Source organism: Saccharothrix sp. NPDC042600, assembly GCF_040647305.1.
Lineage (GTDB): Bacteria > Actinomycetota > Actinomycetes > Mycobacteriales > Pseudonocardiaceae > Actinosynnema > Actinosynnema mutabilis.
On record NZ_JBEZBW010000013.1, the window covers coordinates 98,982 to 121,038 of the forward strand.

A 22,057-nucleotide genomic window follows, 5' to 3' on the forward strand; every position below is an offset into this window, starting at 1 on the left:
GTGTCGGAGACGTTGCAGGCGACCGACGTGGACGCGGCGCCGGAGGCCGACGAGGCCCCGCCGGCGCGGTCGGGGAGTTCGGAGGACCTGCTCGTCCAGGAGGGCGACATCGCGGGGGACTACCTCGAAAGGCTGCTCGACCTGCTCGACTACGACGGTGACATCGACCTCGACGTCGAGGCCGGTCGGGCGATCGTCAGCATCGACGGCGGTGACGACCTGGAGAAGCTGGTCGGCCCCCGCGGCACCGTGCTGGAGTCCCTGCAGGAGCTGACCCGGCTCGCCGTGCAGCAGGAGACCGGCGTCCGCAGCCGGCTCATGCTGGACATCGCGGGCTGGCGGGCGAACCGGCGGGCCGAGCTGGCCGAGCTGGGTCGCACGACGGCGGAGAAGGTGGCGGCGTCGGGCGAGAAGGTCCGGCTGCACCCGATGACGCCGTTCGAGCGGAAGGTCGTGCACGACGCCGTCGCCGCGGTGGCGGGCGTGCACAGCGAGAGCGAGGGCGAGGAGCCGCAGCGCCGGGTCGTGGTGCTGCCCAAGCCCTGAGTGGTGCCGGGAACGGCCCTCGGTTTCACGTGAAACCGAGGGCCGTTTTCTATGCCGTCACGAGGTACCGCTCGTCGCCGATCGGACCGCCCCACAACGCCGGGTCGGTCAGGGGCCGGACGTCCACCCGGCTCCGGTGCCGCCGGACGAGCGCCTCGGTCTCGGCGGCGGTGAGACCCGCGCCGGTGTGCCAGCGGCCTTCCACGAGGAGCAGCCGCCCGCCCGGCTTGAGCAACCGCACCCACCGCGCGAGCGCGGCCTCGGGATCGGGCAGCGCCCACAGCACGTGCCGGGCGAGCACCACGTCCGCCGAGCCGTCGGCGTAGGGCGGGTGCGCGGCGTCCCCCCGCTCGAAGACCGCCCCGCTGCCCTTGGCCCGCGCCCGCTCGACCATCCGCCCGGACAGGTCGAGCCCGCGCACGTCGTGCCCCGCCTCCGCCAGCAGCACGCTCAAGCTCCCCGTGCCGCAGCCGAGGTCGATCACCGCCGACCGTTCGGGGACGAGCGGCAGGAGCAGGCTCGCCCACGCCCGCCGCGTGTCCGGGTCACGCAGACCGTGATCGGGTTCGTCGTCGAACCCCTCCGCCTGCGCGTCCCAGAAGTGCCGCGTCGCGAAGGTGTCGAGCCAGGCGCGTTGTTCGGCGGTCTCCGGAACGTCCCGTCCGCGTGCCTCCGCGATCGCCTGCCACGCCGCCGCCGGGGACGCGCCGTCGAGGACGAGGAGTGCCGCCGCCAGGAGGGACGAGCGGCCGATGCCGCCCCAGCAGTGGACCAGGACGTGCCGGCCCGCGCGGATGTCCTCGGCCAGGCGGTGGAGTTCGTGGTCGAGGTCGGTGGGCACGCCGAAGTCCGGGATGGGGAGGTGCCGGTGGTCGCGCGCCGCGTCGGGGGCGTCCGCCAGGTCCAGTTCGGCGATCTCCTGGTCGGTCAGCGCGCACACGACGATGTCGACGCCGGCGGCGGTCCAGCGTTCCACTTCCGCGACGCCCTCGGGGTGGCCGGATGTGCTGAGGCGGCCGGGGCGGATGGTGTGCATCGAAAGCTCTTCCCCTCGTCGTGTTTCACGTGAAACGGTCCCCGCATGACTGAGATCATCCGGAAGCTCCGCGTCGCCGCGTACGCCGTCATCGTCCGGGACGACCAGATCCTCCTGTCGCGGTGGCTGGGGCCGGAGCGACCGATGTGGATCCTGCCCGGCGGCGGGGTGGACCACGGTGAGGACCCGTACGACGCCGTCATCCGCGAGGTGTTCGAGGAGACCGGCTACAAGGCGGAGGTGCGCCGACTGCTCGGCATCCAGAACGTCCACGGGCCGCTCAACCGGGACGGCGTGGACATGGACTACCACCGCATCCGGATCCTCTACGAGGCGGAGGTGGTGGGCGGCGAACTGACCTTCGAGGTGGGTGGCTCGACCGACCAGGCGGGGTGGTTCCCGCTCGCCGTGGTCCCCGGGCTCGACCACGTCGAGTCGGTCGATGTCGGGCTCGCGATGTTCCGGAACCGCCCCGAGGACGGCCGAATCGCTCGTTTCACGTGAAACACGGTCGTTCTGGTCACGTCGATTTGGCGTGTCGGCGGGGTGATCCGTCATAGTGGTCGTCGGCACATTTGCGGGGCGCGTGACGCCCCCGTGGGCGCCTCCCATCCACCCACCCGGCTCGACACCCGCCGTGTGGTTTCACGTGAAACGACGGAGACATGGCCGGAGAGTTGGAAGACCGCGCGAAGCAGGTCTTCGGTGACCACTACCCCAAGGCGGTCGCCTTCACGGAGATGCTCACGGAGCAGGGCGTCGAGCGCGGCCTCATCGGACCGCGCGAGGTGGACCGGCTCTGGGAGCGCCACGTGCTCAACTCGGCCGTCGTGGCGGAGCTTTTCCCGGCCGGCAGCCGCGTCGTGGACGTAGGCTCGGGCGCGGGCCTGCCGGGCATCCCCCTGGCGATCGCGCGACCGGACCTCGACCTCACCCTCCTCGAACCGATGGCTCGACGGGTGACGTGGCTGACCGAGGTCGTGGTGGCGCTCAGCCTGGACGTCGAGGTGGTGCGCGGGCGAGCCGAGGAGGGGCCGGTGCGGGAGCGGCTGGCCGGTAGCGACGCCGTGACCGCCCGCGCGGTCGCGCCGCTGGAACGCCTCGCCCGGTGGTGCCTGCCGCTGCTGCGGCCCGGTGGGCGGCTGGTGGCGCTCAAGGGTGAGAGTGCCGCCGAAGAACTCGAACGTGACGCCGAGGCGGTGCGGAGGGCCGGGGGCGTCCGGCCCTCCGTGACCACCTGCGGCGGTGATGTCCTCGAAGTGCCGACGACCGTCGTGCTGGTGGAGCGCGACGAGGCGAGCCGCCGGGCCGGGGCGCGCCGACCGGTGAAGGCTGCAACCAGACCACGGAAGGATCGGTGACCGTGTACCCCGACCCCCTGCAACCGGTGTTCCAAGCGGCCGGTGTTTCACGTGGAACAGAACAGGGCGCGGTGGGTTCGGGCGAGGTCCTGCGCCCCACCCCGACCGAGCCGACCGTGAGCGACAACGCAGGAGACAGCACCGTGTGGACCCCGATCGCGGAAGAGGCGGCACGCGCCACGCGCGTCCTCCACCCCGACTCCCTCCAGCTCCCCCGCCCGACGCACCGCCGCGTCCTCACCGTCGCCAACCAGAAGGGCGGCGTCGGCAAGACGACCAGCACGGTGAACCTGGCCGCCGCGCTCGCCATCCACGGCCTCAAGGTCCTCGTGATCGACCTCGACCCGCAGGGCAACGCGAGCACCGCCCTGGCCGTCGAGCACCGCTCCGGCACGCCGTCGGTCTACGAGGTGCTGATCGGCGAGATGTCCGTCGCCGAGGCCGCTCAGGTCAGCAACCAGTCCCCCAACCTGTACTGCGTGCCGGCCACGATCGACCTCGCCGGCGCGGAGATCGAACTCGTCTCGATGGTGGCCCGCGAGTCCCGCCTCAAGGAGGCCCTGAGCCCCGAGGCGCTGGACCCGATCCGCCCGGACTACGTCTTCATCGACTGCCCGCCGTCGCTGGGCCTGCTGACCGTCAACGCGATGGTCGCCGCCCAGGAGGTCCTGATCCCGATCCAGTGCGAGTACTACGCGCTGGAGGGCCTGGGGCAGCTGCTGCGCAACATCGAACTCGTCCAGGCGCACCTGAACCCGACGCTCAACGTGTCCACCATCCTGCTCACCATGTACGACGGCCGCACCAAGCTGGCCGACCAGGTGACCAGCGAGGTCCGCGGCCACTTCGGCGACACGGTCCTCAAAACGGTGATCCCGCGCAGCGTGAAGGTCTCCGAGGCACCAGGATTCGGTCAGACGGTGCTCACCTACGATCCCGGCTCACGGGGCGCGATGAGCTACCTGGACGCAGCGAGGGAGATCGCCGAGCGCGGCGCGGAGATGGAGTCGGCATGACGGAGCAGCGCAAGGGTGGACTCGGCCGCGGGCTCGCGGCCCTGATCCCGAGCGGACCCCCGGTGGGTGCGCCGACCCCGATCCGGGCCGTCCCGAACGGCGCCACCCCTGCGCCCTCCCCCGCCCCGTCGGCGTCGGGCGAGGTGGCGGGCGCGGTGTACCAGGAGCTGCCGGTCACCTCGATCCGCACCAACCCGAAGCAGCCGCGCCAGGTCTTCGACGAGGACGCGCTGCGCGAGCTGGAGCACTCGATCCGCGAGTTCGGGCTGATGCAGCCGATCGTCGTGCGGTCGATCGGCCCGGACTCCTACGAGCTGGTGATGGGCGAGCGCCGGTGGCGCGCGACCCAGCTGGCGGGGCTGAAGACGATCCCGGCGATCGTGCGGCAGACCGCCGACGACGTGATGCTGCGCGACGCGCTCCTGGAGAACATCCACCGCGTCCAGCTCAACCCGCTGGAAGAGGCGGCGGCGTACCAGCAGTTGCTGCAGGAGTTCGGCGTCACCCACGAGGAGCTGGCCGACCGCATCGGCCGCAGCCGCCCGGTCGTCACCAACACGATCCGCTTGCTCAAGCTGCCCCTCCCCGTGCAGCGGCGGGTGGCGGCGGGCGTGCTGTCCGCCGGCCACGCGCGGGCGCTGCTCGGCCTGGACGACCCGGGCGCGCAGGAGGAGCTGGCGACCCGGATCGTGGCCGAGGGCATGTCGGTCCGCGCGACCGAGGAGGCGGTGACGCTCGCGAAGTCGGCGGAGCCCGCCAAGGCCAAGCAGGCGCGGCGCAAGCCGATCCAGGCGCCGGGGCTGCAGGAGCTGGCGGAGCGGCTGTCGGACAACTTCGACACCCGCGTGAAGGTCGAACTGGGTCAGCGGAAGGGCCGGATCGTGGTCGAGTTCGGCTCGGTGGACGACCTCGAACGGATCATCACGCTCATGGCGCCGGAAGCGACAAATCGGACACGTTCGACGGACGTGTGATCACCCACGGCACTTACGTCACGGTGACGATGACGGCCCGCATCCGAATGGATACGGGCCGTCATCACGTTGCGGGGTCGGTTCAGCGGTTGACCGCGCGCTCCACCAGTTCCGCGTAGATCTCGCCCAGCGACTGGCCGGCCGCCTCCACCGCCATCGGCAGCAGCGACGTCTCGGTGAGGCCCGGCGACACGTTCACCTCAAGGAAGTACACGGTCCCGTCGGCCGCCACGATCGCGTCCGTCCGCGACACGTCCCGCAGACCCAACAGCCGGTGCGCCGCCACGGCCAACTCGCCGACCGCCTGGGCCGACTTGTCGTCCAACCGCGCCGGGGCGTGGAAGTCGGTCAGGCCGGCCGTGTACCGCGCGGTGTAGTCGTAGACGCCGTTCTCCGGCACGATCTCGACCGGCGGCAGGGCGCGGGGACCGTCCGGGCCGTCCACGACCGCGACGGCCACCTCGACGCCCTCCACGTACCGCTCCGCGAGCACGGTGTCCCCGTACGCCAGGCAGCCCACCATCGCCGCGGGCAGTTCCGCCGCCTCGCGCACCACCCGGGCACCCAGTGCCGAGCCGCCCTGGTCGGGCTTGAGCATCAGCGGCAGGCCGAGCTTCTCGACCATCGCGTCCAGGACCGGCTGCGCGCCCAGCTCGCGGAACGTCGCGTGCGGAAGCACGGTCCACTCCGGCGTCGCCAGGCCCGCACGGGCGAGTTCGGCCTTCGCGGTCGGCTTGTCCCACGCCCGGCGGCACGCGCGGGAGTCCGTGCCGACGAACGGCACGTCCAGCATCTCCAGGACGGTCTGCACCGACCCGTTCTCGCCCTCACCGCCGTGCAGCGCCACCACGACGGCGTCCGGCCGGTGCTCGCGCAACCGCGTGAGGAGCTGGGCGTCGGCGTCCCACTCCTCCACGACGAGACCGGCCGAACGCAGCGCGGCGGACAGCCTGCGACCGGATCGCAGGGACACCTCCCGCTCGTGCGACAGGCCCCCGGACAGCACTGCGACCCAGTGGTCGGACAACTTCTCTCCTAATCAGGCGGTGTCGGGCGAGGGGGTCTGCGGACCGGAGACCGGGCGGGGCGTCGACGGCCCGAACGTCTCGTGCAGCTCCAGCTCGTCCTTGATCACGTTCGCCAGCCGCCGCACGCCCTCGCGGATGCGCTCGGGCGTCGGGTAGCAGTACGAGATGCGCAGCTGACGGCTGCCCAGCCCGTCCGCGTAGAACCCGGTGCCGGACGCGTACGCGACCCGCTGGGTGATGGCCCGCGGCAGCATGGCCTTGGTGTCGATGCCCTCGGGCACGGTCAGCCACACGTAGAACCCGCCGTTGGGCTTGTTCCACGTGGAACCAAGCGGCATGTGCTGCTCCAGGGCCTCGATGGCCGCGTCGCGCCGCTCCCGGTAGGCCTCGCGGTAGGTCTTGATCTGGCCCTTCCAGTCGTGCGTCGACAGGTACCTCGACACGACGAGCTGGTTGAACGTGGGCGGGCACAGCGTGGCCGACTCGGCCGCCAGCACGAGCTTCTCGCGCACCGCGTGCGGGGCGAGCACCCAGCCCACGCGCAGGCCGGCGGCGAAGGTCTTGGAGAACGAGCCCAGGTAGACCACGTTGTCCGGGTCGGTGGACCGCAGCGCCGGGTACGTCACGCCGTCGAAGCCGAGCAACCCGTACGGGTTGTCCTCGACCACGAGGATGCCGTGCTCGCGGCAGATCTGGAGCACCTCGGCCCGGCGCTGGACGGCGAGCGTCACGCCGGCCGGGTTGTGGAAGTTCGGGATCGTGTAGAGGAACTTGACCCGCTGCCCGGCCCGCGCGACGGCGGCGATGGCCTCGCGCAGCGCCTCGGGCACCAGGCCGTCGGCGTCCATGGCCACGTGCACGACGTTGGCCTGGTAGGCGGAGAACGAGCCGAGCGCGCCCACGTACGACGGGCCCTCGGCCAGCACGACGTCACCCGGGTCGCAGAAGATCCGGGTCACCATGTCCAGGCCCATCTGGGAGCCGACGGTGACCACGACGTCGTCCGGGTGGGCGTTGATGCCCTCCAGGGCCATGACCTCGCAGATCTGCTCGCGCAGCTCCGGGATGCCCTGGGCCGAGCCGTACTGCAGCGCCACCAGGCCGTCGGTGGCGACCACGTCGGCGACCTCGGCGGACAGCGAGTCGAGGGGCAGTGCCGCCAGGTGGGGCATCCCTCCCGCCAGGGACACCACCTCGGGCCGACTCGCCACCGCGAACAGCGCCCGGATCTCCGAGGCCGTCATCCCCGCCGTGCGCGCCGCGTACCGGCGCAGGTGGGGATCGAGGCTTCTGGCACCCTGCTTCGGGGGCTGTCCGGGTAGGTTCACGGGGAACTCCGAGGTAGTAGTGGTTACCGGCGGGTTCGTTCCCGGCTGAGTGTAACCGCCGTCCCGTTCGGGGCATGTGCCTTCCGGGCGGGGGTCACATCCGCCTATCCTCGTAGGGGTTGCATTCGGGGGTTGGGAGGTCGGGGTGTCGCGACGCGTCGTGGGCGTGACTCTCGACAACCTGGAGCACCTCTCCAAGCACAGCCGGACCTGCGTGTTCTGGGAGCTGGCGCCCCACCTGAAAGAGCAGGCCGAGGAGTTCGGCGACACCGAGTTCGAGAAGGAAGCCTGGGTGTCCAGCGTCCTGCTCGAATGGGGTTCGTGCGGTCGGATCATCTACTGCGACGGGATTCCCGCCGGCTCCGTGTTCTACGCGCCGCCCGCGGCGGTGCCTCGCTCGTTGGCCTTCCCCACCTCCCCCGCCAGCCCGGACGCCGTGCTGATGACGGGCCTGGAGGTGCTGCCGGAGTTCCGCGGCGGCGGGCTCGGGCGCGTGCTGGTGCAGACCGTGGCGAAGGACCTGACCCGCCGCGGCGTGAAGGCGATCGAGGCCTTCGGCGACGCCCAGCCGATCGAGGACGAGCGGACGTGCGTGACGCCCGCCGACTTCCTGACCAGCGTCGGCTTCAAGACCGTGCGCCCCCACCCGCGCTGGCCGCGGCTGCGGCTGGAGCTGCGCAGCGCGTCCTCGTGGAAGGAAGACGTGGAGGCGGCGCTGGAGCGGCTGCTCAGCTCCGTGACCGTGTCGACGGCCGAACCGAGCTTCCGTCCCGTCTGATCTCACCGCCCTGACCTGCGGTTTCTTTCGCACGGGTTGACATGCAGGTTTTGGCCTGCATAACGTTTACGGCGTGGACAAGGTCTTCAAGGCCCTCGCCGACCCGACCCGGCGCTACCTGCTGGACCGGCTCCACGAGGAGAACGGCCAGACGCTGGGCGAGCTGTGCGCGCGGGTGGGCATGACGCGCCAGTCCGCCACCCAGCACCTGGCCGTCCTGGAGGCCGCGAACCTGGTCAGCACCGTCCGCCGGGGGCGGGAGAAGTTGCACTACCTCAACCCGGTGCCGCTGCACGAGGTCCAGGAGCGGTGGATCGACAAGTTCGAGCGCCCCCGGCTGCGGGTGCTCGCCGAGGTCAAACGACGAGCGGAGAACGCGATGAAACCCGAGTTCGTGTACGTCACGTACATCGAGAGCACGCCGGAGAAGGTCTGGGAGGCCCTCACCGACCCGGACCTGACGGCGGCCTACTGGGGGCACCGCAACGTCTCCGACTGGCAGGTCGGCTCGACGTGGGCGCACCGCCGGGTCGACTCGGACGTGGACGACGTGGTGGGCGAGGTGCTGGAGAGCGACCCGCCGCACCGCCTGGTGACCACGTGGCGGGACCCGGAGGACCCGCGGGAGGCCTCGACCGCCACCTTCCTCATCCAGCCGTACAAGGGCATCGTGCGGCTCACCGTGACCCACGAGGGCCTGGCCGACGACGCCGAGCGCGCCCAGGCGGCGGCCGGGTGGGCGGCCGTGCTGTCCAACCTCAAGTCGTTGCTGGAGACCGGCCGGGTGCTGTCCGGCATCCCGTGGGAGATGCCCGAGTGACCCGCGCGGTCTAGGTTTCACCCCGTGGTGTTCGCGATCTTCGGCCTGGTGTCGGCCGTGTTCTTCGTCCTGGGCGTGCGCCGCGACCGGCGGCGGGTGGCCAACGCCGTGTGGCTGGGCCTGACCCTGGTGGCCGCCCTGCTGTGGCTGCTGACCAAGGACGACCTGCCGTGGTGGCTGGACGACCTGCTGGGGTGGGCGGTCGCGATCGCCGTCCTGGGGTGCGGGCTGGTGCTGCCGGTCGCGCTCGTGGTGAACGGGCTGCTGATGGTGCGGCGCGAGGGGCGCAGCCTGGGGAACCTGTTGTCACTGCTCGCGGGCCTGGCGATCGTCGGGCTGGTGGTGGTGTTCCTGCTGGCCCTGGACGACCCGCGGACGTGGGTGCACGCCGTGGTCGGCTCGCTGGTGATCGTCTCGGCGTACCTGGCGTTCCTGTTCGTCAGCCTGCTGCTGTACTCGGTGCTCTACGGCAAGACCGGTCGCCGGACGGGCTTCGACGCCGTCGTCGTGCTCGGCTCGGGCCTGCTCGGCGACCGCGTCCCGCCCCTGCTGGCGTCCCGCCTGGACCGGGCCGTGCAGCTGTACCGGCGGGAGGTGGCGGCGGGCGGCGCGCCGGTGATCGTCGTGTCCGGTGGCCAGGGGGCCGACGAGAAGGTGTCCGAGGCCCAGGCGATGCGGCGGTACCTGGTCGAGGCGGGCGTGCCGGCTGACGCCGTCCTGCTGGAGGACCAGGCCACCACCACGGAGGAGAACCTGCGCTACAGCCGGGCCGTGCTGGACTCGGAGGGCCACAGCGGCCGGACGGTGGCGGTCACCAACAACTACCACGTGTTCCGCACGGCGGTGACCGCGCGGCGGCTGCGGCTGAAGATGGGCGTGATCGGGTCGCGGACGGCGTTCTACTTCCTGCCCAGCGCGTTCCTGCGCGAGTTCGTCGCCATCCTGACCCGCAACCCGGTGGCCCACACCCTGGCCTGCGGGTTGCTGGTCAGCCTCTACCTGCTGCTGCTGTTCTAGCCGGCCGAGCGCTGGCCGGTGGCCAGTTCGTGGCGCATGAGGTCGTCGAGGGTGAAGGTGCCGGTCGGCTGGTCGTCCTTGCCGAGCAGGTACAGGCGTTTCACGGCCACCAGGATGCCCTCGGCGACCACGTCCCGGAACGCGGGCGTGGCCAGGCGGGCGCGGTCCTGGTCGTTGGTCAGGTAGCCGACCTCGACGCGGACGGCCGTGCACTTGGTCATCCGCAGCATGTCCCACGTCTTGGGGTGGGTGCCGCAGTCCAGCATCCCCGTCCGGGCGACCAGTTCGCGCTGGATGAAGCCCGCCAGGGCCTCCCCGACGGTGGACGACGTGCCGTTGCCGGTGCCGTAGTGGAAGCTCGCCACGCCGTTGGCCAGCGGCGACTTGTTGCCGTCGCTGTGCAGCGACAGGATCAGGTCGGCGCCCGCCTCGTTGGCGAAGCGCGCCCGCTCGCTCTCGTCCGGGCAGTTGTGCGGCCCCCTGGTGAGCAGGGCTTCCATGCCGGTCGCGGCCATCTTGCCCTCCAGCAGGCGGGCCAGGTCCAGCATCACGTCGGCCTCGGACACGCCGCCGACCACGACGCCGCGGTCGGTGCCGCCGTGGCCCGGGTCGATGATGATCCGCTTGCCGGACAGCCGCGGCCCGGCCTTGCGGACGCGCTCCTGCTCGCGCAGGAACACCGGTCGGCCGCCGCGGACCTTCGGCTGGAGCTGGCGCAGCGCGCGGACGGTGTCCGGGCCGCACATGCCGTCCACGATCAGGCCGTAGTCGCGCTGGAAGCTGCGCAGCGCCTGCTCGGTCTGCTGCCCGAACTCGCCGTTGGGCCGACCGGCGTCGTAGCCCAGCTCCAACAGGCGCTCCTGCAGGGCGAACACGTCGTCGCCGGTCACCGGCTGGGACATCAGGTACGCGAGCGGCCGGTCGCCGAGGCGGAAGGTGGCGTCGCGCAGCGCGCGGTAGGTGGCGGGGCCGACGACGCCGTCGGTGATCAGACCCCGTTGCTGCTGGAACGCGCGCACGGCGTGCTCGACCGGCAGGTCGAACACCTGAGACGGCTGCGGATCGGACAGCAGGCCGAGCCGGGTCAGCGTGGCCCTCACCTCGGCGACGTCCGGGCCGAAATCCCCGCGGCGGAGTAGCAGCATGTACCCCTCGTTCACTAAGGCGTCGACGGCGCCGACGCTGAGGTTGACGCCCTATTGTGCCTTGCTCGGGCCGATGCTCCTCGTTGGGCTACTGCGAGTGGTTACCCGCCCACAAAAGAATGACCCGTCCGTCTCACCGTGAAGACGGACGGGTCACGCTCCGGGTTGCACTCAGGCGAGGACGTCGGCGAGGTCGTTGAGCAGCGCGGCCTTCGGCTTCGCGCCCACGATCTGCTTCACCGGGCGGCCACCCTGGAACAGGATCATGGTCGGGACGGACATGATCTGGTAGTCGCGGGCGATCGACGGGTTGGCGTCGATGTCCAGCTTCGCCACCGTGATCTTCTCGGCGTGCTCGGCGGCGATCTCCTCCAGCACGGGGGCGACCATCTTGCACGGGCCGCACCAGGTCGCCCAGAAGTCGACCAGGACCGGCTTGTCGCTCTGGAGCACGTTCTCGGTGAAGCTGTCGCTGGTCACAGCGACGGTGGCGCCTGCCATGTTCTCTCCTCTTCAGGCGGGGAAACGCGGGACTAGCTGGGGGTCAGTCGGCGGAGTCGCCGTAGCCGCCGCCCACGAACTCGGGCGTGAGGTTCGCCTCGGACTCGCCGTGCTCGGCCAGCCAGCGCTCCGCGTCGATCGCGGCGGAGCAGCCGGAGCCCGCTGCGGTGATCGCCTGGCGGTAGGTGTGGTCGACCAGGTCGCCGGCCGCGAACACGCCGTCGAGGTTGGTGTAGGTGCTCTGGCCCTTGACCTTCACGTAGCCGGCGTCGTCCACGTCGACCTGGCCGCGGACGAGGTCGCTGCGCGGGTCGTGGCCGATCGCCAGGAAGAAGCCGGTGAACGGGTGCTCGCTGATCTCACCCGTCCGGGTGTCACGCACCTTGAGGCCGGACATCGTGCCGCCCTCGCCGACGACCTCGACGGCCTCGGCGTTGAGCAGCCACTTGATCTTCTCGTTGGCGCGGGCGCGCTCCAGCATGATCTTCGACGCGCGGAACTCCTCGCGGCGGTGGATCAGCGTGACCGACCGGGCGAAGCGGGTGAGGAACGTGGCCTCCTCCATCGCCGAGTCGCCGCCGCCGACCACCGCGATGTCCTGGTCGCGGAAGAAGAAGCCGTCGCAGGTCGCGCACGCCGACACGCCACGGCCGAGCAGCTCCTGCTCGCCGGGGATGTGCAGGTAGCGGGCCGCCGCGCCCATCGCGAGGATGACGGCCTTGGCCGCGTAGCGGACGCCGTTGGCGGTGACGTGCTTGACGTCGCCCTCCAGCTCCAGCTGCTCCACGTCCTCGGCGCGCAGCTCGGCGCCGAAGCGCTTGGCCTGCTCGCGCATCTGCTCCATGAGGTCGGGCCCCATGATGCCGTCGCGGAAGCCGGGGTAGTTCTCGACTTCGGTCGTGGTCATCAGCGCCCCGCCGTACTGCGAGCCCTCGAACACCAGCGGTTCGAGCTGCGCGCGCGCCGCGTAGACCGCCGCGGTGTACCCGGCGGGCCCCGATCCCACGACGATCAGGTTCCGAACGTCCGACACCCTCGACCTCCGTTTGTCGTGACAGGCGTGGGCCTGCACTTCTGCTCAACGGATCGTAGGGTGCCGCAATTCCTGATCTGTCGGGTGAGGTGGACTACTGCCACTTGCCCCTGCTACGGCGTGATCTGGCTGGTGGCCAGGACGCCGTTGGGGTTGTCCGGGCCGCAGGTGTCCGGGTCCAGCACCACGATCTTGAACGCGCCCGGCTTGCCGCCCGGCAGGATCGCCATCACGGCGGCCCTGTCGTCCAGGGTGATCGGGCTGACGCCCAGCGGCTTGGCGCTCGCGATGTTCGCGCCCCGCAGGCAGCCGGCCAGCTTGTCCTGGTTCTCCAGCGGCCCGTAGTTCTGCGCCTTGAGCACGTCGCCGAAGACCGGGCCGAAGTCGTTGCCCTTCACCGCCAGCGGGCGCTGGGTGACCGGGGTGTTCGCCGAGGTCGGTCCGGCCACGTTGTCGCCGGGCTTGGACGTCGGGCTGCCCTGGGTGCCGACGACCACCACGCCGACCGCGACGGCCGCCGCGGCGAGCAGGCCCGCGCCCCACCCGAGCTGCTTCTTCCGCCGCCGGGCGGCGAGGTCCACCACCGGGGCGACGGGCCGCGCGGGCGAGGCGCCCGCGCGGCGGAACTCCTCGGCCAGCGCCGCGTCGATCCGGTCCGCGACCTCGCGCGGCATCGGGATCGGCGGCAGGTCGCGCAGGTCGGCGACGGTCGCGTCGAGGGCGGCCAGGACGTCCTGCGCCTCCGGGTCGTGCGCCACGGCCGCCCGCAGCTCCGCCTCGGTCTGCGGGTCCAGGACACCCGCGTGCAGGTCAGCCAGCAGGTCGACGGACCACGGCGGCCCCGAACGCCGCACATTGCCGGTCATCGTTCCTCCAACTGACGTCCCTGTTGCACCTGCACATCGCTCACTGGGACGTTCGCATCTGCACTCTGGTTCCGGAGGTGCCCGAGAACTTTGGCCAGCTTCGCGCGACCCCGGGCGCACCGCGACTTGACCGTGCCCTCGGCGATGCCCAGCAGCTGGGCCGTCTCGGCGACGGAGTACCCCTCCACGTCGACCAGCACGATGGGCGCGCGCTGCTCCTCGGGCAGCTCGCTCAACGCCGCCTGGACCACCAGCCGGGTCTCCCGCTCGGCCATCGCGTCGCGGGGCGCGACCGGCTCGCCGGGCCCGGCCTCGGGCAGCGGCACGGTGGGGCGCGTCTGCCGCCTGCGCATCCGGTCGAGGCAGGCGTTCACCACTATTCGGTGCAGCCATGTGGTGACCTGCGACTCGGCCCGGAAGCTCGCGGCGGCGCGGAAGGCGGAGATGAACGCCTCCTGCAACGCGTCGGCCGCCTCTTCGGGGTCGCGCAGCGTGCGCAGCGCGACGGCCCACATGCGGTCCCGGTGCCGTCTGACCAACTCCGAGAAGGCGTGCGGGTCACCCGCGGCGTGCGCCGCGATGAGGTCTGCGTCCGAGCTGGCTGCGGCGGTCACGCGGGGAAGCCTATCGGCCCTGGCGAGTGGCGGTTCGATCACCCGTTGGGAGTAGGCGCGGCGGAGTCACTGGGCCCGCGTGTAGACCACTTCGGCGATCTCGGACTTGTGGTTCCGCCCGCCGCCCGCCAGCTTCGTCACCCACACGAGCAGGTGCTGGGTGGCCTCGTGCTCGCCCAGCTGGACCTGGGTCTGGCCCGGCGACAGGGTGGCCGTGGCGATCACCTTGGTCTCCTCCAGCGGGGCGTTCTCCGAGGCCGCGACCCGGATCTCGACCACCGTGCCCTCGCTGGGCGAGGTGATCGTCACCGACGCGAGCTTCACCGGTTCGGCGAACGACGCCATCAGGCCGATGCCCGGCTTGAGCGTCGGGAACGGCTGGAAGTAGTTCTCCGTCTGCCAGACCGTGGTCGGGTTGTTGTCCACCGCCCGGTTCGCGCGGTTGGCGTTGTCCGGCTGGTTGGTGACGTCGTAGACGCCGATCGACGCCGGCTGCACCGGTCCGGCCGGGGTCGGCGCGGGCGGGGCGGGCTGCCCGGAGGTCGCCGGCGTGGTCTGACCGATCACCACCGTCGGGCCGCCGCCCTTGGTGGGCTCGTCGCTGAAGAAGCTCACGATCTGCACGCCCAGCCAGACGACGACCGCCAGCGTCGCCGCCGCCAGCACCGCCACGCTGATCCACAGCTTGCGCTTGTGGTCGCGCCCGCGCTGGGGGCGTTGGGTGGTCCACACCGCGCCGTCGTCCTCGGCGTTCACCGGCTGGATCAGCGCGGTCTGCGCCTCGGACTCGGCGATCTGGTCCAGCACCTGGAGGATCGCGGCGGACGTGCGGATGCCGCCCACACTGGTGTCCTCCAGGGACCGCACCGCCACCGACGACAGCTCGTGCGGCACGTACGGGTGCAGGGTGCTCGGGGCGACGACCGAACCGTCCGGCCCGGTCGGGGCGACCGGCACGCCGTCCGGGCCGCCGGGCAGCGCCCACCGGCCGGTCAGCAGCAGGTACAGGATCGCGCCGAGGCCCTTGACGTCGTCGCGGGCGATCGCGTCCGGCCGCGGGCCGGGGAACGCCAGGCGCAGCCGGCCGTCGGAGGTCACCCGGATGCGCTGCGGGTGGTCCGCGCCCAGGACCAGGCCGGCGTGGTGCGCGCCCTCGATCGCCGCGCCCAGGGGCTCCAGCAGGCGGGTCGCGGCGCCGGCGGGCAGCGGGCCCTCGGCGATCAGGTCCATCAGGTCGGTGCCCTGGGTCCACTCGGCCACGACGATGGCGAGGATGCCCTCGTCCAGCTTCACGCCGGTGCCGGGGGCCAGGACGTCGATCACCCGGGATACCCCCGGGTGGGTGAAGCTCGCCGCGTGCGTCGCCCGCTCGGCGGTCCGCTTGGCCCGGGCCAGCGCCTGCGCGTCGGCCGGGTCGCCGACCAGGATCGTCAGGGCGACGTCCCGGTTGAGCTGGCCGTCGCGCGCCCGCCACAGCTCGGCGTCGCAGCGCTGGTCCACGCCGGAGCGGGCGAGCAGCCGGTAGCGGCCGTCGCCGATGACCCCGCCGGGCACCAGCGAGGTGTTCTGGATCGGGCCGCTGCTCACGCGCCCGAGGGTACGGGACTCGGCTCTGTCGGCACGCTCACCGCCGCCGCACCAGACGGCTGATCTTGTCCACCACGGGCTTCACCTCGGGTACCCGGAACACCGCCATCAGCAGGAAGCTCAGCGGCAGTCCCACGATCGTCAACACGGTCATCTCCACCCAGGCGGAGGCGACGGGGCCTTCGGTTCCCAGCAGATCGACGGCGAGCCACGCCGCTCCCACCGCCGCCCCGAAGCCGAGGGCCGACGCCACCACGCTCAGGCAGATCGTCCACGCCGTGTACCCGGTCCGCAGCCGGCCCAACCGGATCCGCAACCAGAGCTGCCCGACCAGGCAACCCACGACGAAGCTCAGCGACATGGCGATCGACACGCCCACGGCGAGCTTCTCGCGCGGCGCGTACTCCAGGAACCCGTAGAGCAGCGCGATCCGGACCACGACCATGATCGCCTGGATGATCGTCGGCGTCCGGGCGTCCTTGAGCGCGTAGAACACCCGCAGCTGGAGCAGCGTGATCGCGTAGGGCACCAGGCCGAACGCCGACAGCGCCAGCGCCTGGCCCATCCGTTCACCGCCGGCCAGGCCCGCCTCGCCGTGCGAGAACACCGCCAGGCCGATGGCCACGCCGCCCACGGTCATCAACGCGCTGAACGGCATGAGCAGGATGGACGACATCCGGTTGCCGAACGACAGGTCGCCGACCAGCGCCCCGGTGTCGTTGGCCGCCGCCGCGCGGGACATCTTCGGCATCAGCGCGGTCAGCAGCGACACGCCCAGCACGCCGTAGGGCACCTGCGCCACGAGCCACTGGTAGTTGTAGGCGGTCAGCGCGCCGGTCGAGTTCAGCGCGACGCGGGTCAGCACCGCCATGCTGACCAGGCCCAGCGCCACGTACAGCAGCACCCAGAAGGCCAGGCCGCCGAACTCCGCGAGCCGCCGGTCCCAGCCCCACCGCCAGCGGAACCGGAACCCGGTGCGCTTCATCGCGGGCAGCATCACCGACGCCTGCACGGCCACGCCCAGCATCGTGCCCAGGCCCAGCACCAGCAGCTTCGGCTCGCCCATGCGGACCGGGTCGAGCGAGATCTCCCCCGGCACCAGCCAGTACACGCCGAGCGTCACGATGACCACGACGTTGTTGAGCACCGGCGCCCAGGTGGGCAGGCCGAACACGTGCCGGGTGTTCAGGATCGCGCCGAGCAGCGCGGACAGGCCGTAGAACACGATGCCGGGCAGCACCAGGTAGGCGAACGCGGTCACCAGAGCCGGGTTCGCCTCGTCCGCGCCGCTGGTGAACATCGCGGTCAGCAGCGGCGCGCAGGCGATGGCGATCGCGGTGCCGACGCCGAGCACGACCACCGACATGGTGATCAGCCACTGGGCGTAGGACTCGCCGCCGTCCGGGTCCTCCTTCTCGGCGCGCACCAGCAGCGGGATCGCGACCGACGTGAGGATGCCGCCGAGCAGCAACTCGTTGATCATCGTCGGCAGCGTGGTGGCCGCCTGGTAGGAGTCGTTGAGGACGTCCGCGCCGATGATGGTGATCAGCAGCAGCTTGGACAACAGGCCGGAGACCCGGCTGACGATCGTGGCGATGGCCATCGAGCCGGAGGCACGGGCCACCGACGGGGGTTCCTGCTGCTCGACCACCGTGCTCGTTCCGCTCAACTCGCGCTCGACCTCTCCGGCGTGACCGCTTCCGGTTGCCCCGGGCCGGCTGTGCTCGGCACCGCCGCCGCGGACTTCGCCGCGCGCGCCCGCCGGTAGATGCGCCGGGCGGACAACAGCACGAGCAGGGCGCCCGCGAGGGCGGTGATGACGACGGTGATGGTCCCGTACGCCGAGGAGGACACCTCCAGCCGGGCCCGTTCGCCCAGCTCGACGCCGTCCGGAGTGGTCAGCCGGACGTGCACCGGGAACCGGCCGGACCGCAGCACCTCGACCGGCACGGTGAGCTGCCGGTCGCCGCGAGCGGGCAGCACCACGTCGGGTTGCTGCTCGACCAGGATGCCCGGGGTGTCCTCGACCAGGATGCGCACGGTGACCCGCACGTCGAGCCGGTTGCGGATGGTCACCGGGATGGGGCTGTCGCCGGAGGCGAGCAGGATCGGGCTGCTCGGCTCGGACACGGTGACCTGGCCGCGCAGCGCGTCGAGCTGCTCCCGGCCGGTGGCCAGGGTGGCGCGCGCGCCGGACTCGTTGCCGCGCCACGACCCGGACACCGCGCGGAGCAGGTTCAGCCGCATCGGCTCGACCAGGTCGCCCGGCTTGGTGGACTCGGCGTCCTGCTGGGCCATCGCCCCGAACAGCCGCTGCAGCTGCTGCCAGGTCGAGGACACCTCGGCGGTGACGGCCGGGGAGACCTCCCGCGCGCCCGACTCGACCGGGTAGCTCAACGTCGAGCGCTGCTCGGGCGGGGGCGCGCCGAGCAGAGTCGGCAGGCCCACCGGCGTGGCGAACCCGGAGCCGACCAGGGACTTCGTCTGCTGGAGGAACGTGTCGACCTCGCCGGTCGGCGCGTTCCAGCGGCGCGGGGGCGTGATCACGAGGTGCCGGCCGTCGCCCTGGAAGGCGGTCCGGTAGACCAGCGCGGCCAGCGCGTTCTGCACCGACACCGGGCGGTTCTCGGTCGGCGTGGTGATGCCCGCGGTGGTCTGGGCGGGGCCGCCGCGCAGCGCGTCGGACACCATGTCGTCGATCCGGACGGCGGTCACCGGCTTGCCGCCGGGCCCGTCGACGCGGACCGGCGCGGTGCCGGCGGTGCCCGCGACGGCGGACTGGTCGACCACCAGCGAGGTCACGCCCTGCGCGGTGAGGTCGGCGAGGGTCTGCTCGTCCACGACGCCGTCCTCGGGCCACGCGAGGCCCTGCTGGGCCTGCACGTCGAGGACCTGGCGCACCACGTCCACGCCCTTGCCGGCGAGCGCGCCGAGGTCGGTCAGCCGGGCGCGGGACAACGCGACCAGGTCGGCGTCGGCGTCGGGCAGCGCGACCACGCACCGGCCGCCGGCGAGCAGCTTGAGCCGGGCCAGCCACAGCTCCGCCGCGCCGCTGCCCTTGCCCGCGCCCTGGCCGCGCACCTGGTAGCCCTTGGCCATCGCGGACACCGTCCGCAGGAGGTCGGGGTCCACGGCGAGGCACACGGCCGGGCCCAGCGGGCCGTCCAGCGCGGACTCGTAGGCCATGAGCAGGCCGTACAGGCGTCCGCCGAGCGCGAGGGACCCGGCCAGCTCGTCGTCGGCGAGCACCGGCTCCAGGCCGCCGGAGACCATCCGCGGGCGGTCCACCAGCGGCCACAGCAGGGTGATCTTCGCCGGGGTGGCGGGCGCGCCGAGCGGGGTGCCGCCGGGGACGCCCAGCACGGGCAGGAGGGTGCTCAGGGCGACCAGGCGGGCGCGGCCGCCGTCCTGCGGTCGGCCGTTGATGTTGGCCAGGACCGGGTAGATGCCCGGCTGGTCGATCTTGAGCGAGGTGTTGCCGGCGCCGCGGACCGGGACGGTGAGGGTGAACGGCTTGCTCTCGTTCTCCCGCAGCTCGTCCACGATGGGCGTGAACCAGGGCTGGACCAGTTCGGCGTCGGTGGGCTCGCGCAGGGCGCGGCGGACCTCGTCCTCGGACTCCAGGGCGTCGCCGCGCTCCAGGCGCAGCTCCAGGTCGAACAGCGGGCGGTCGCCGATGTTGACGACCTTGCCGGTGACCGTGACGGACTCGGTGTCGGCGGTGACCACGCGGGGGGTGAGCGCCTCGATGTCGAGCCGGAGCCGGGCCGGGGCGTTCTGGCCGGGCTGGCTGGACAGGGCTCGGGTCGACCAGACCTGCGTGGCGGGCGCGGGCTTGACCGGGATGCGGCCCGCGAGGACGCCGCCGACCGGGCCGGGCGGAGCCGGGGACAGCGCGCCGTCGACCTGGCCGCCGGTCTGGCCCGCGACCGGTTGGGCGGTGCCGGGTTGGGCGGTGCCGGGTTGGTCCGGCTGACCGGCGGACTGGGACCCGGTGCCGGGCCGGTCGGCGGGCTGGGTCGCGGTGTCGGGTCGGGGCGGGCCGGTGAGGTCGTCGACCGGCGCGGCCAGGGCCGGCGAGCCGGTGAGCAGGAGCCCGGCCGCCGCGAGGGCGGACAGCAGCCGTTTCACGCGCGCTCCGCCCCGTCCTCGGCCGCGTGGCCGCCGGCCCCCGAGTCGATCATCTCACGGGGCGCCGACACCTCGGTGCGGGCCGCGGTGACCAGGTCGGGCAGTTCGGACCCGGCGAGCAGGTCTACGGCCCGGCGCACCAGTCGCCGCTCGTCCGCGTAGGCGAGCCGCTCGTCCAGTTCGCCAAGGGGCACCCACGCCACCTCGGTGACCTCCACGTCTTCGTCGGACAACTCGCCGCCCAGCGCTTCGAGGAGGAAGTGGTGGACGGTCTTGTGCACCCGGCGGTCCTCGGCGACGAACCAGTAGTCGATCGAGCCGAGGGGCCGCAGCACCCTGCTATGGATACCGGTCTCCTCCGCGACCTCGCGCACCGCGGTCTGCTCCGCGGTCTCGCCGGCCTCGATGTGGCCCTTCGGCAGCGACCACAGGAGCCTGCCCCGCCGGTCCAGCCGGCCGATGATCGCCGCCGCGCCGCGCAGGCGGTCGAGCACGAGGCCGCCCGCCGACGTCTCGTCCACCGTCTTCAGGCGGCGACCGCGACGTCGGTTCCGACGCCTCGGCTTGGGACCGCCGGAGCGACCGGACGAGTGGGGCATGACCTGATGGTAGTCACGTCCCCTGATTACCGGTCGTGACCCCGGCATTGCCGAAGGTAACCAGTATCGTCACATGCTTGACTTAGCTGACTTGACTCAGGACCAAAACCCTCGCTGATAGAAGGCTGGCCTTTCGTGTCCGGATCGAAGCTGTCCCCAGATGACGTCGTGGAACTGCTCAGCGCGTTCCCCGTCGCCGACGAGCTGGCCGAGCGGTTCGCCGCCGCGGGGCACCGGCTCTACCTCGTGGGCGGCAGTGTCCGTGACGCGCTGCTGGGTCGCCTGACCGGCTCCCACGACCTCGACTTCACCACCGACGCCCGGCCGCCGGCGGTGCAGAAGCTGCTGTCGGGGTGGGCCGAGGCGGTGTGGGACACCGGCATCGCGTTCGGGACGGTCGGCGCGGCCAAGCGCGGCCTGACGCTGGAGATCACCACGTTCCGCGCGGACGCCTACGACGGCGTGACCCGCAACCCCGAGGTGACCTTCGGCGACTCGATCGACGGCGACCTGGTCCGGCGCGACTTCACCGCCAACGCGATGGCGTTCGACCTGGTCGCCCGCGAGCTGGTGGACCCGACCGGCGGTCGGGCGGCCCTGGCCGCGAAGGTGCTGGACACGCCCGCGACGCCCGAGCAGTCGTTCTCCGACGACCCGCTGCGGATGCTGCGCGCCGCCCGGTTCGTCGCCCAGCTCGGCTTCCGGCCCGCGCCGCGCGTGGTCGAGGCGATGCGGGCGATGGCCGGCGAGCTGTCCCGGATCACGCCCGAGCGGGTGCAGGCCGAGCTGTCCAAGCTGCTGACCGGCGCCTTCCCGCGCGCGGGCATCGAGCTGATGGTCGAGACCGGCCTCGCGGACGTCGTGCTGCCCGAGCTGCCCGCGATGAAGCTGGAGATCGACGAGCACCACCAGCACAAGGACGTCTACCACCACTCGCTGGTCGTGCTGGAGCAGGCGATCGACCTGGAGGACACGCCCGAGCCGGACCTGGTGCTGCGGCTCGCGGCGCTGCTGCACGACATCGGCAAGCCGGACACCCGCAAGTTCGAGGAGGGCGGCGGCGTCTCGTTCCACCACCACGAGGTGGTCGGCGCGAAGATGGCCCGCAAGCGTTTGCGCGCGTTGCGGTACTCCAAGGAGGTCGTCGAGGACGTCTCGCAGCTGGTGTACCTGCACCTGCGCTTCCACGGCTACGGCTCCGGCGAGTGGACCGACTCGGCGGTGCGCCGGTACGTCACCGACGCCGGCCACCTGCTGCCGCGCCTGCACAAGCTGGTCCGCGCCGACTGCACCACGCGCAACAAGCGCAAGGCCAACACCCTCCAGCGCACCTACGACGAGCTGGAGCGCCGGATCGCGCGCATCGCGGCCGAGGAGGACCTGCGCCGCGTGCGGCCCGACCTCGACGGCAACGAGATCATGCGGCTGCTCGGGCTGCCGCCGGGGCCGTTGGTCGGCAAGGCGTGGAAGTTCCTCAAGGAGCTGCGCCTGGACCGGGGTCCGCTGGACCACGACGAGGCCGTGGCGGAGCTGCTGGCGTGGGCGCGCGCCGAGGGGATCGACCTCCCCGGGTGACTCCTGGTGAAACAATCACCCGCTTTCCGTTAGCCAAGTGACAGTCGGTTGCGACACCATGACTGTGTGCGTCGGGGGTAGACGCACATTGGGGGTGGTGTC

General features: G+C 72.1%; 21 protein-coding genes. 9 read left to right on the forward strand and 12 right to left on the reverse strand.

The features are described 5' to 3' along the window. Nucleotides 1-546 (forward strand): R3H domain-containing nucleic acid-binding protein, encoded by a 546-nt coding sequence (locus AB0A74_RS12300; protein WP_309110013.1) that lies wholly within the window; start codon nt 1-3, stop codon nt 544-546. A gap of 49 nt (nt 547-595) precedes the next feature. On the opposite strand, the gene AB0A74_RS12305 is transcribed toward AB0A74_RS12300, so the two are convergent. Continuing rightward, nucleotides 596-1,582, reverse strand: coding sequence for a methyltransferase domain-containing protein (locus AB0A74_RS12305; RefSeq protein WP_358248873.1), 987 nt, complete (start codon nt 1,580-1,582; stop codon nt 596-598). A gap of 45 nt (nt 1,583-1,627) precedes the next feature. Between AB0A74_RS12305 and AB0A74_RS12310 the strand changes: the two genes are divergently transcribed. The 4 genes from AB0A74_RS12310 to AB0A74_RS12325 all read left to right on the forward strand — a co-directional run bounded on the left by AB0A74_RS12310 (nt 1,628) and on the right by AB0A74_RS12325 (nt 4,933). Further along, nucleotides 1,628-2,086: an NUDIX hydrolase gene (locus AB0A74_RS12310; RefSeq protein WP_358248874.1), complete on the forward strand. Its 459-nt coding sequence runs from the start codon at nt 1,628-1,630 to the stop codon at nt 2,084-2,086. Between the two features lie 161 nt (nt 2,087-2,247). Continuing rightward, a complete protein-coding gene (rsmG, locus tag AB0A74_RS12315) occupies nt 2,248-2,943 on the forward strand; it encodes a 16S rRNA (guanine(527)-N(7))-methyltransferase RsmG (protein ID WP_358248875.1) in 696 nt (231 codons plus the stop codon). Between the two features lie 116 nt (nt 2,944-3,059). Further along, nucleotides 3,060-3,959, forward strand: a complete 900-nt coding sequence (locus AB0A74_RS12320) for a ParA family protein (RefSeq protein WP_358248898.1) — start codon at nt 3,060-3,062, stop codon at nt 3,957-3,959. After that, the gene (locus AB0A74_RS12325) at nt 3,956-4,933 is read left to right on the forward strand and encodes a ParB/RepB/Spo0J family partition protein (protein ID WP_343933795.1); all 978 of its coding nucleotides are present in this window, start codon (nt 3,956-3,958) and stop codon (nt 4,931-4,933) included. Before AB0A74_RS12320 ends, AB0A74_RS12325 begins: the two co-directional genes overlap by 4 nt. 82 nt (nt 4,934-5,015) lie before the next feature. Here the strand turns inward: AB0A74_RS12325 and AB0A74_RS12330 are convergent, their stop codons facing one another. Together AB0A74_RS12330 and AB0A74_RS12335 are read right to left on the reverse strand one after the other, a co-directional pair. After that, nucleotides 5,016-5,960 (reverse strand): D-alanine--D-alanine ligase, encoded by a 945-nt coding sequence (locus AB0A74_RS12330; RefSeq protein ID WP_358248876.1) that lies wholly within the window; start codon nt 5,958-5,960, stop codon nt 5,016-5,018. Between the two features lie 12 nt (nt 5,961-5,972). Further along, nucleotides 5,973-7,289 (reverse strand): PLP-dependent aminotransferase family protein, encoded by a 1,317-nt coding sequence (locus tag AB0A74_RS12335; RefSeq protein ID WP_343933797.1) that lies wholly within the window; start codon nt 7,287-7,289, stop codon nt 5,973-5,975. A 145-nt stretch (nt 7,290-7,434) separates the two neighbouring features. Between AB0A74_RS12335 and AB0A74_RS12340 the strand changes: the two genes are divergently transcribed. The 3 genes from AB0A74_RS12340 to AB0A74_RS12350 all read left to right on the forward strand — a co-directional run bounded on the left by AB0A74_RS12340 (nt 7,435) and on the right by AB0A74_RS12350 (nt 9,904). Then, nucleotides 7,435-8,067 carry a GNAT family N-acetyltransferase gene (locus AB0A74_RS12340; RefSeq protein WP_343933798.1) on the forward strand — a complete coding sequence of 211 codons (633 nt, stop codon included), beginning with the start codon at nt 7,435-7,437 and terminating at the stop codon, nt 8,065-8,067. A gap of 73 nt (nt 8,068-8,140) precedes the next feature. Next, nucleotides 8,141-8,887: a metalloregulator ArsR/SmtB family transcription factor gene (locus AB0A74_RS12345; protein WP_358248877.1), complete on the forward strand. Its 747-nt coding sequence runs from the start codon at nt 8,141-8,143 to the stop codon at nt 8,885-8,887. 24 nt (nt 8,888-8,911) lie between these two features. After that, nucleotides 8,912-9,904, forward strand: a complete 993-nt coding sequence (locus AB0A74_RS12350) for an ElyC/SanA/YdcF family protein (RefSeq protein ID WP_358248878.1) — start codon at nt 8,912-8,914, stop codon at nt 9,902-9,904. Here the strand turns inward: AB0A74_RS12350 and AB0A74_RS12355 are convergent. From AB0A74_RS12355 to AB0A74_RS12395, 9 genes are all read right to left on the reverse strand, one after another. Continuing rightward, a complete protein-coding gene (locus AB0A74_RS12355) occupies nt 9,901-11,049 on the reverse strand; it encodes an N-acetylmuramoyl-L-alanine amidase (RefSeq protein WP_358248879.1) in 1,149 nt (382 codons plus the stop codon). The genes AB0A74_RS12350 and AB0A74_RS12355 overlap by 4 nt on opposite strands. A 171-nt stretch (nt 11,050-11,220) precedes the next feature. Beyond that, entirely contained in the window at nt 11,221-11,550 is a 330-nt protein-coding gene (trxA, locus tag AB0A74_RS12360) for a thioredoxin (protein ID WP_343933802.1), read from the reverse strand. A gap of 43 nt (nt 11,551-11,593) precedes the next feature. Further along, entirely contained in the window at nt 11,594-12,583 is a 990-nt protein-coding gene (trxB, locus tag AB0A74_RS12365; protein WP_358248880.1) for a thioredoxin-disulfide reductase, read from the reverse strand. 113 nt (nt 12,584-12,696) lie between these two features. After that, the gene (locus tag AB0A74_RS12370) at nt 12,697-13,449 is read right to left on the reverse strand and encodes a hypothetical protein (protein WP_358248881.1); all 753 of its coding nucleotides are present in this window, start codon (nt 13,447-13,449) and stop codon (nt 12,697-12,699) included. After that, on the reverse strand, nt 13,446-14,063 hold the full coding sequence (gene sigM / locus AB0A74_RS12375; RefSeq protein ID WP_343933805.1) for an RNA polymerase sigma factor SigM: 618 nt from the start codon (nt 14,061-14,063) through the stop codon (nt 13,446-13,448). The genes AB0A74_RS12370 and sigM overlap by 4 nt, the downstream gene beginning before the upstream one ends. A 66-nt stretch (nt 14,064-14,129) precedes the next feature. After that, nucleotides 14,130-15,650, reverse strand: coding sequence for a protein kinase family protein (locus tag AB0A74_RS12380; protein ID WP_358248882.1), 1,521 nt, complete (start codon nt 15,648-15,650; stop codon nt 14,130-14,132). 37 nt (nt 15,651-15,687) lie between these two features. After that, on the reverse strand, nt 15,688-17,319 hold the full coding sequence (murJ, locus tag AB0A74_RS12385) for a murein biosynthesis integral membrane protein MurJ (protein ID WP_358248883.1): 1,632 nt from the start codon (nt 17,317-17,319) through the stop codon (nt 15,688-15,690). Beyond that, the gene (locus AB0A74_RS12390; RefSeq protein WP_358248884.1) at nt 17,316-19,781 is read right to left on the reverse strand and encodes a DUF6049 family protein; all 2,466 of its coding nucleotides are present in this window, start codon (nt 19,779-19,781) and stop codon (nt 17,316-17,318) included. Before AB0A74_RS12390 ends, murJ begins: the two co-directional genes overlap by 4 nt. Further along, a complete protein-coding gene (locus tag AB0A74_RS12395) occupies nt 19,778-20,380 on the reverse strand; it encodes an NUDIX hydrolase (protein ID WP_358248885.1) in 603 nt (200 codons plus the stop codon). Before AB0A74_RS12395 ends, AB0A74_RS12390 begins: the two co-directional genes overlap by 4 nt. Before the next feature lie 135 nt (nt 20,381-20,515). Between AB0A74_RS12395 and AB0A74_RS12400 the strand changes: the two genes are divergently transcribed. After that, nucleotides 20,516-21,955, forward strand: a complete 1,440-nt coding sequence (locus AB0A74_RS12400) for a CCA tRNA nucleotidyltransferase (RefSeq protein WP_358248886.1) — start codon at nt 20,516-20,518, stop codon at nt 21,953-21,955. Nucleotides 21,956-22,057 lie beyond the last annotated feature (102 nt).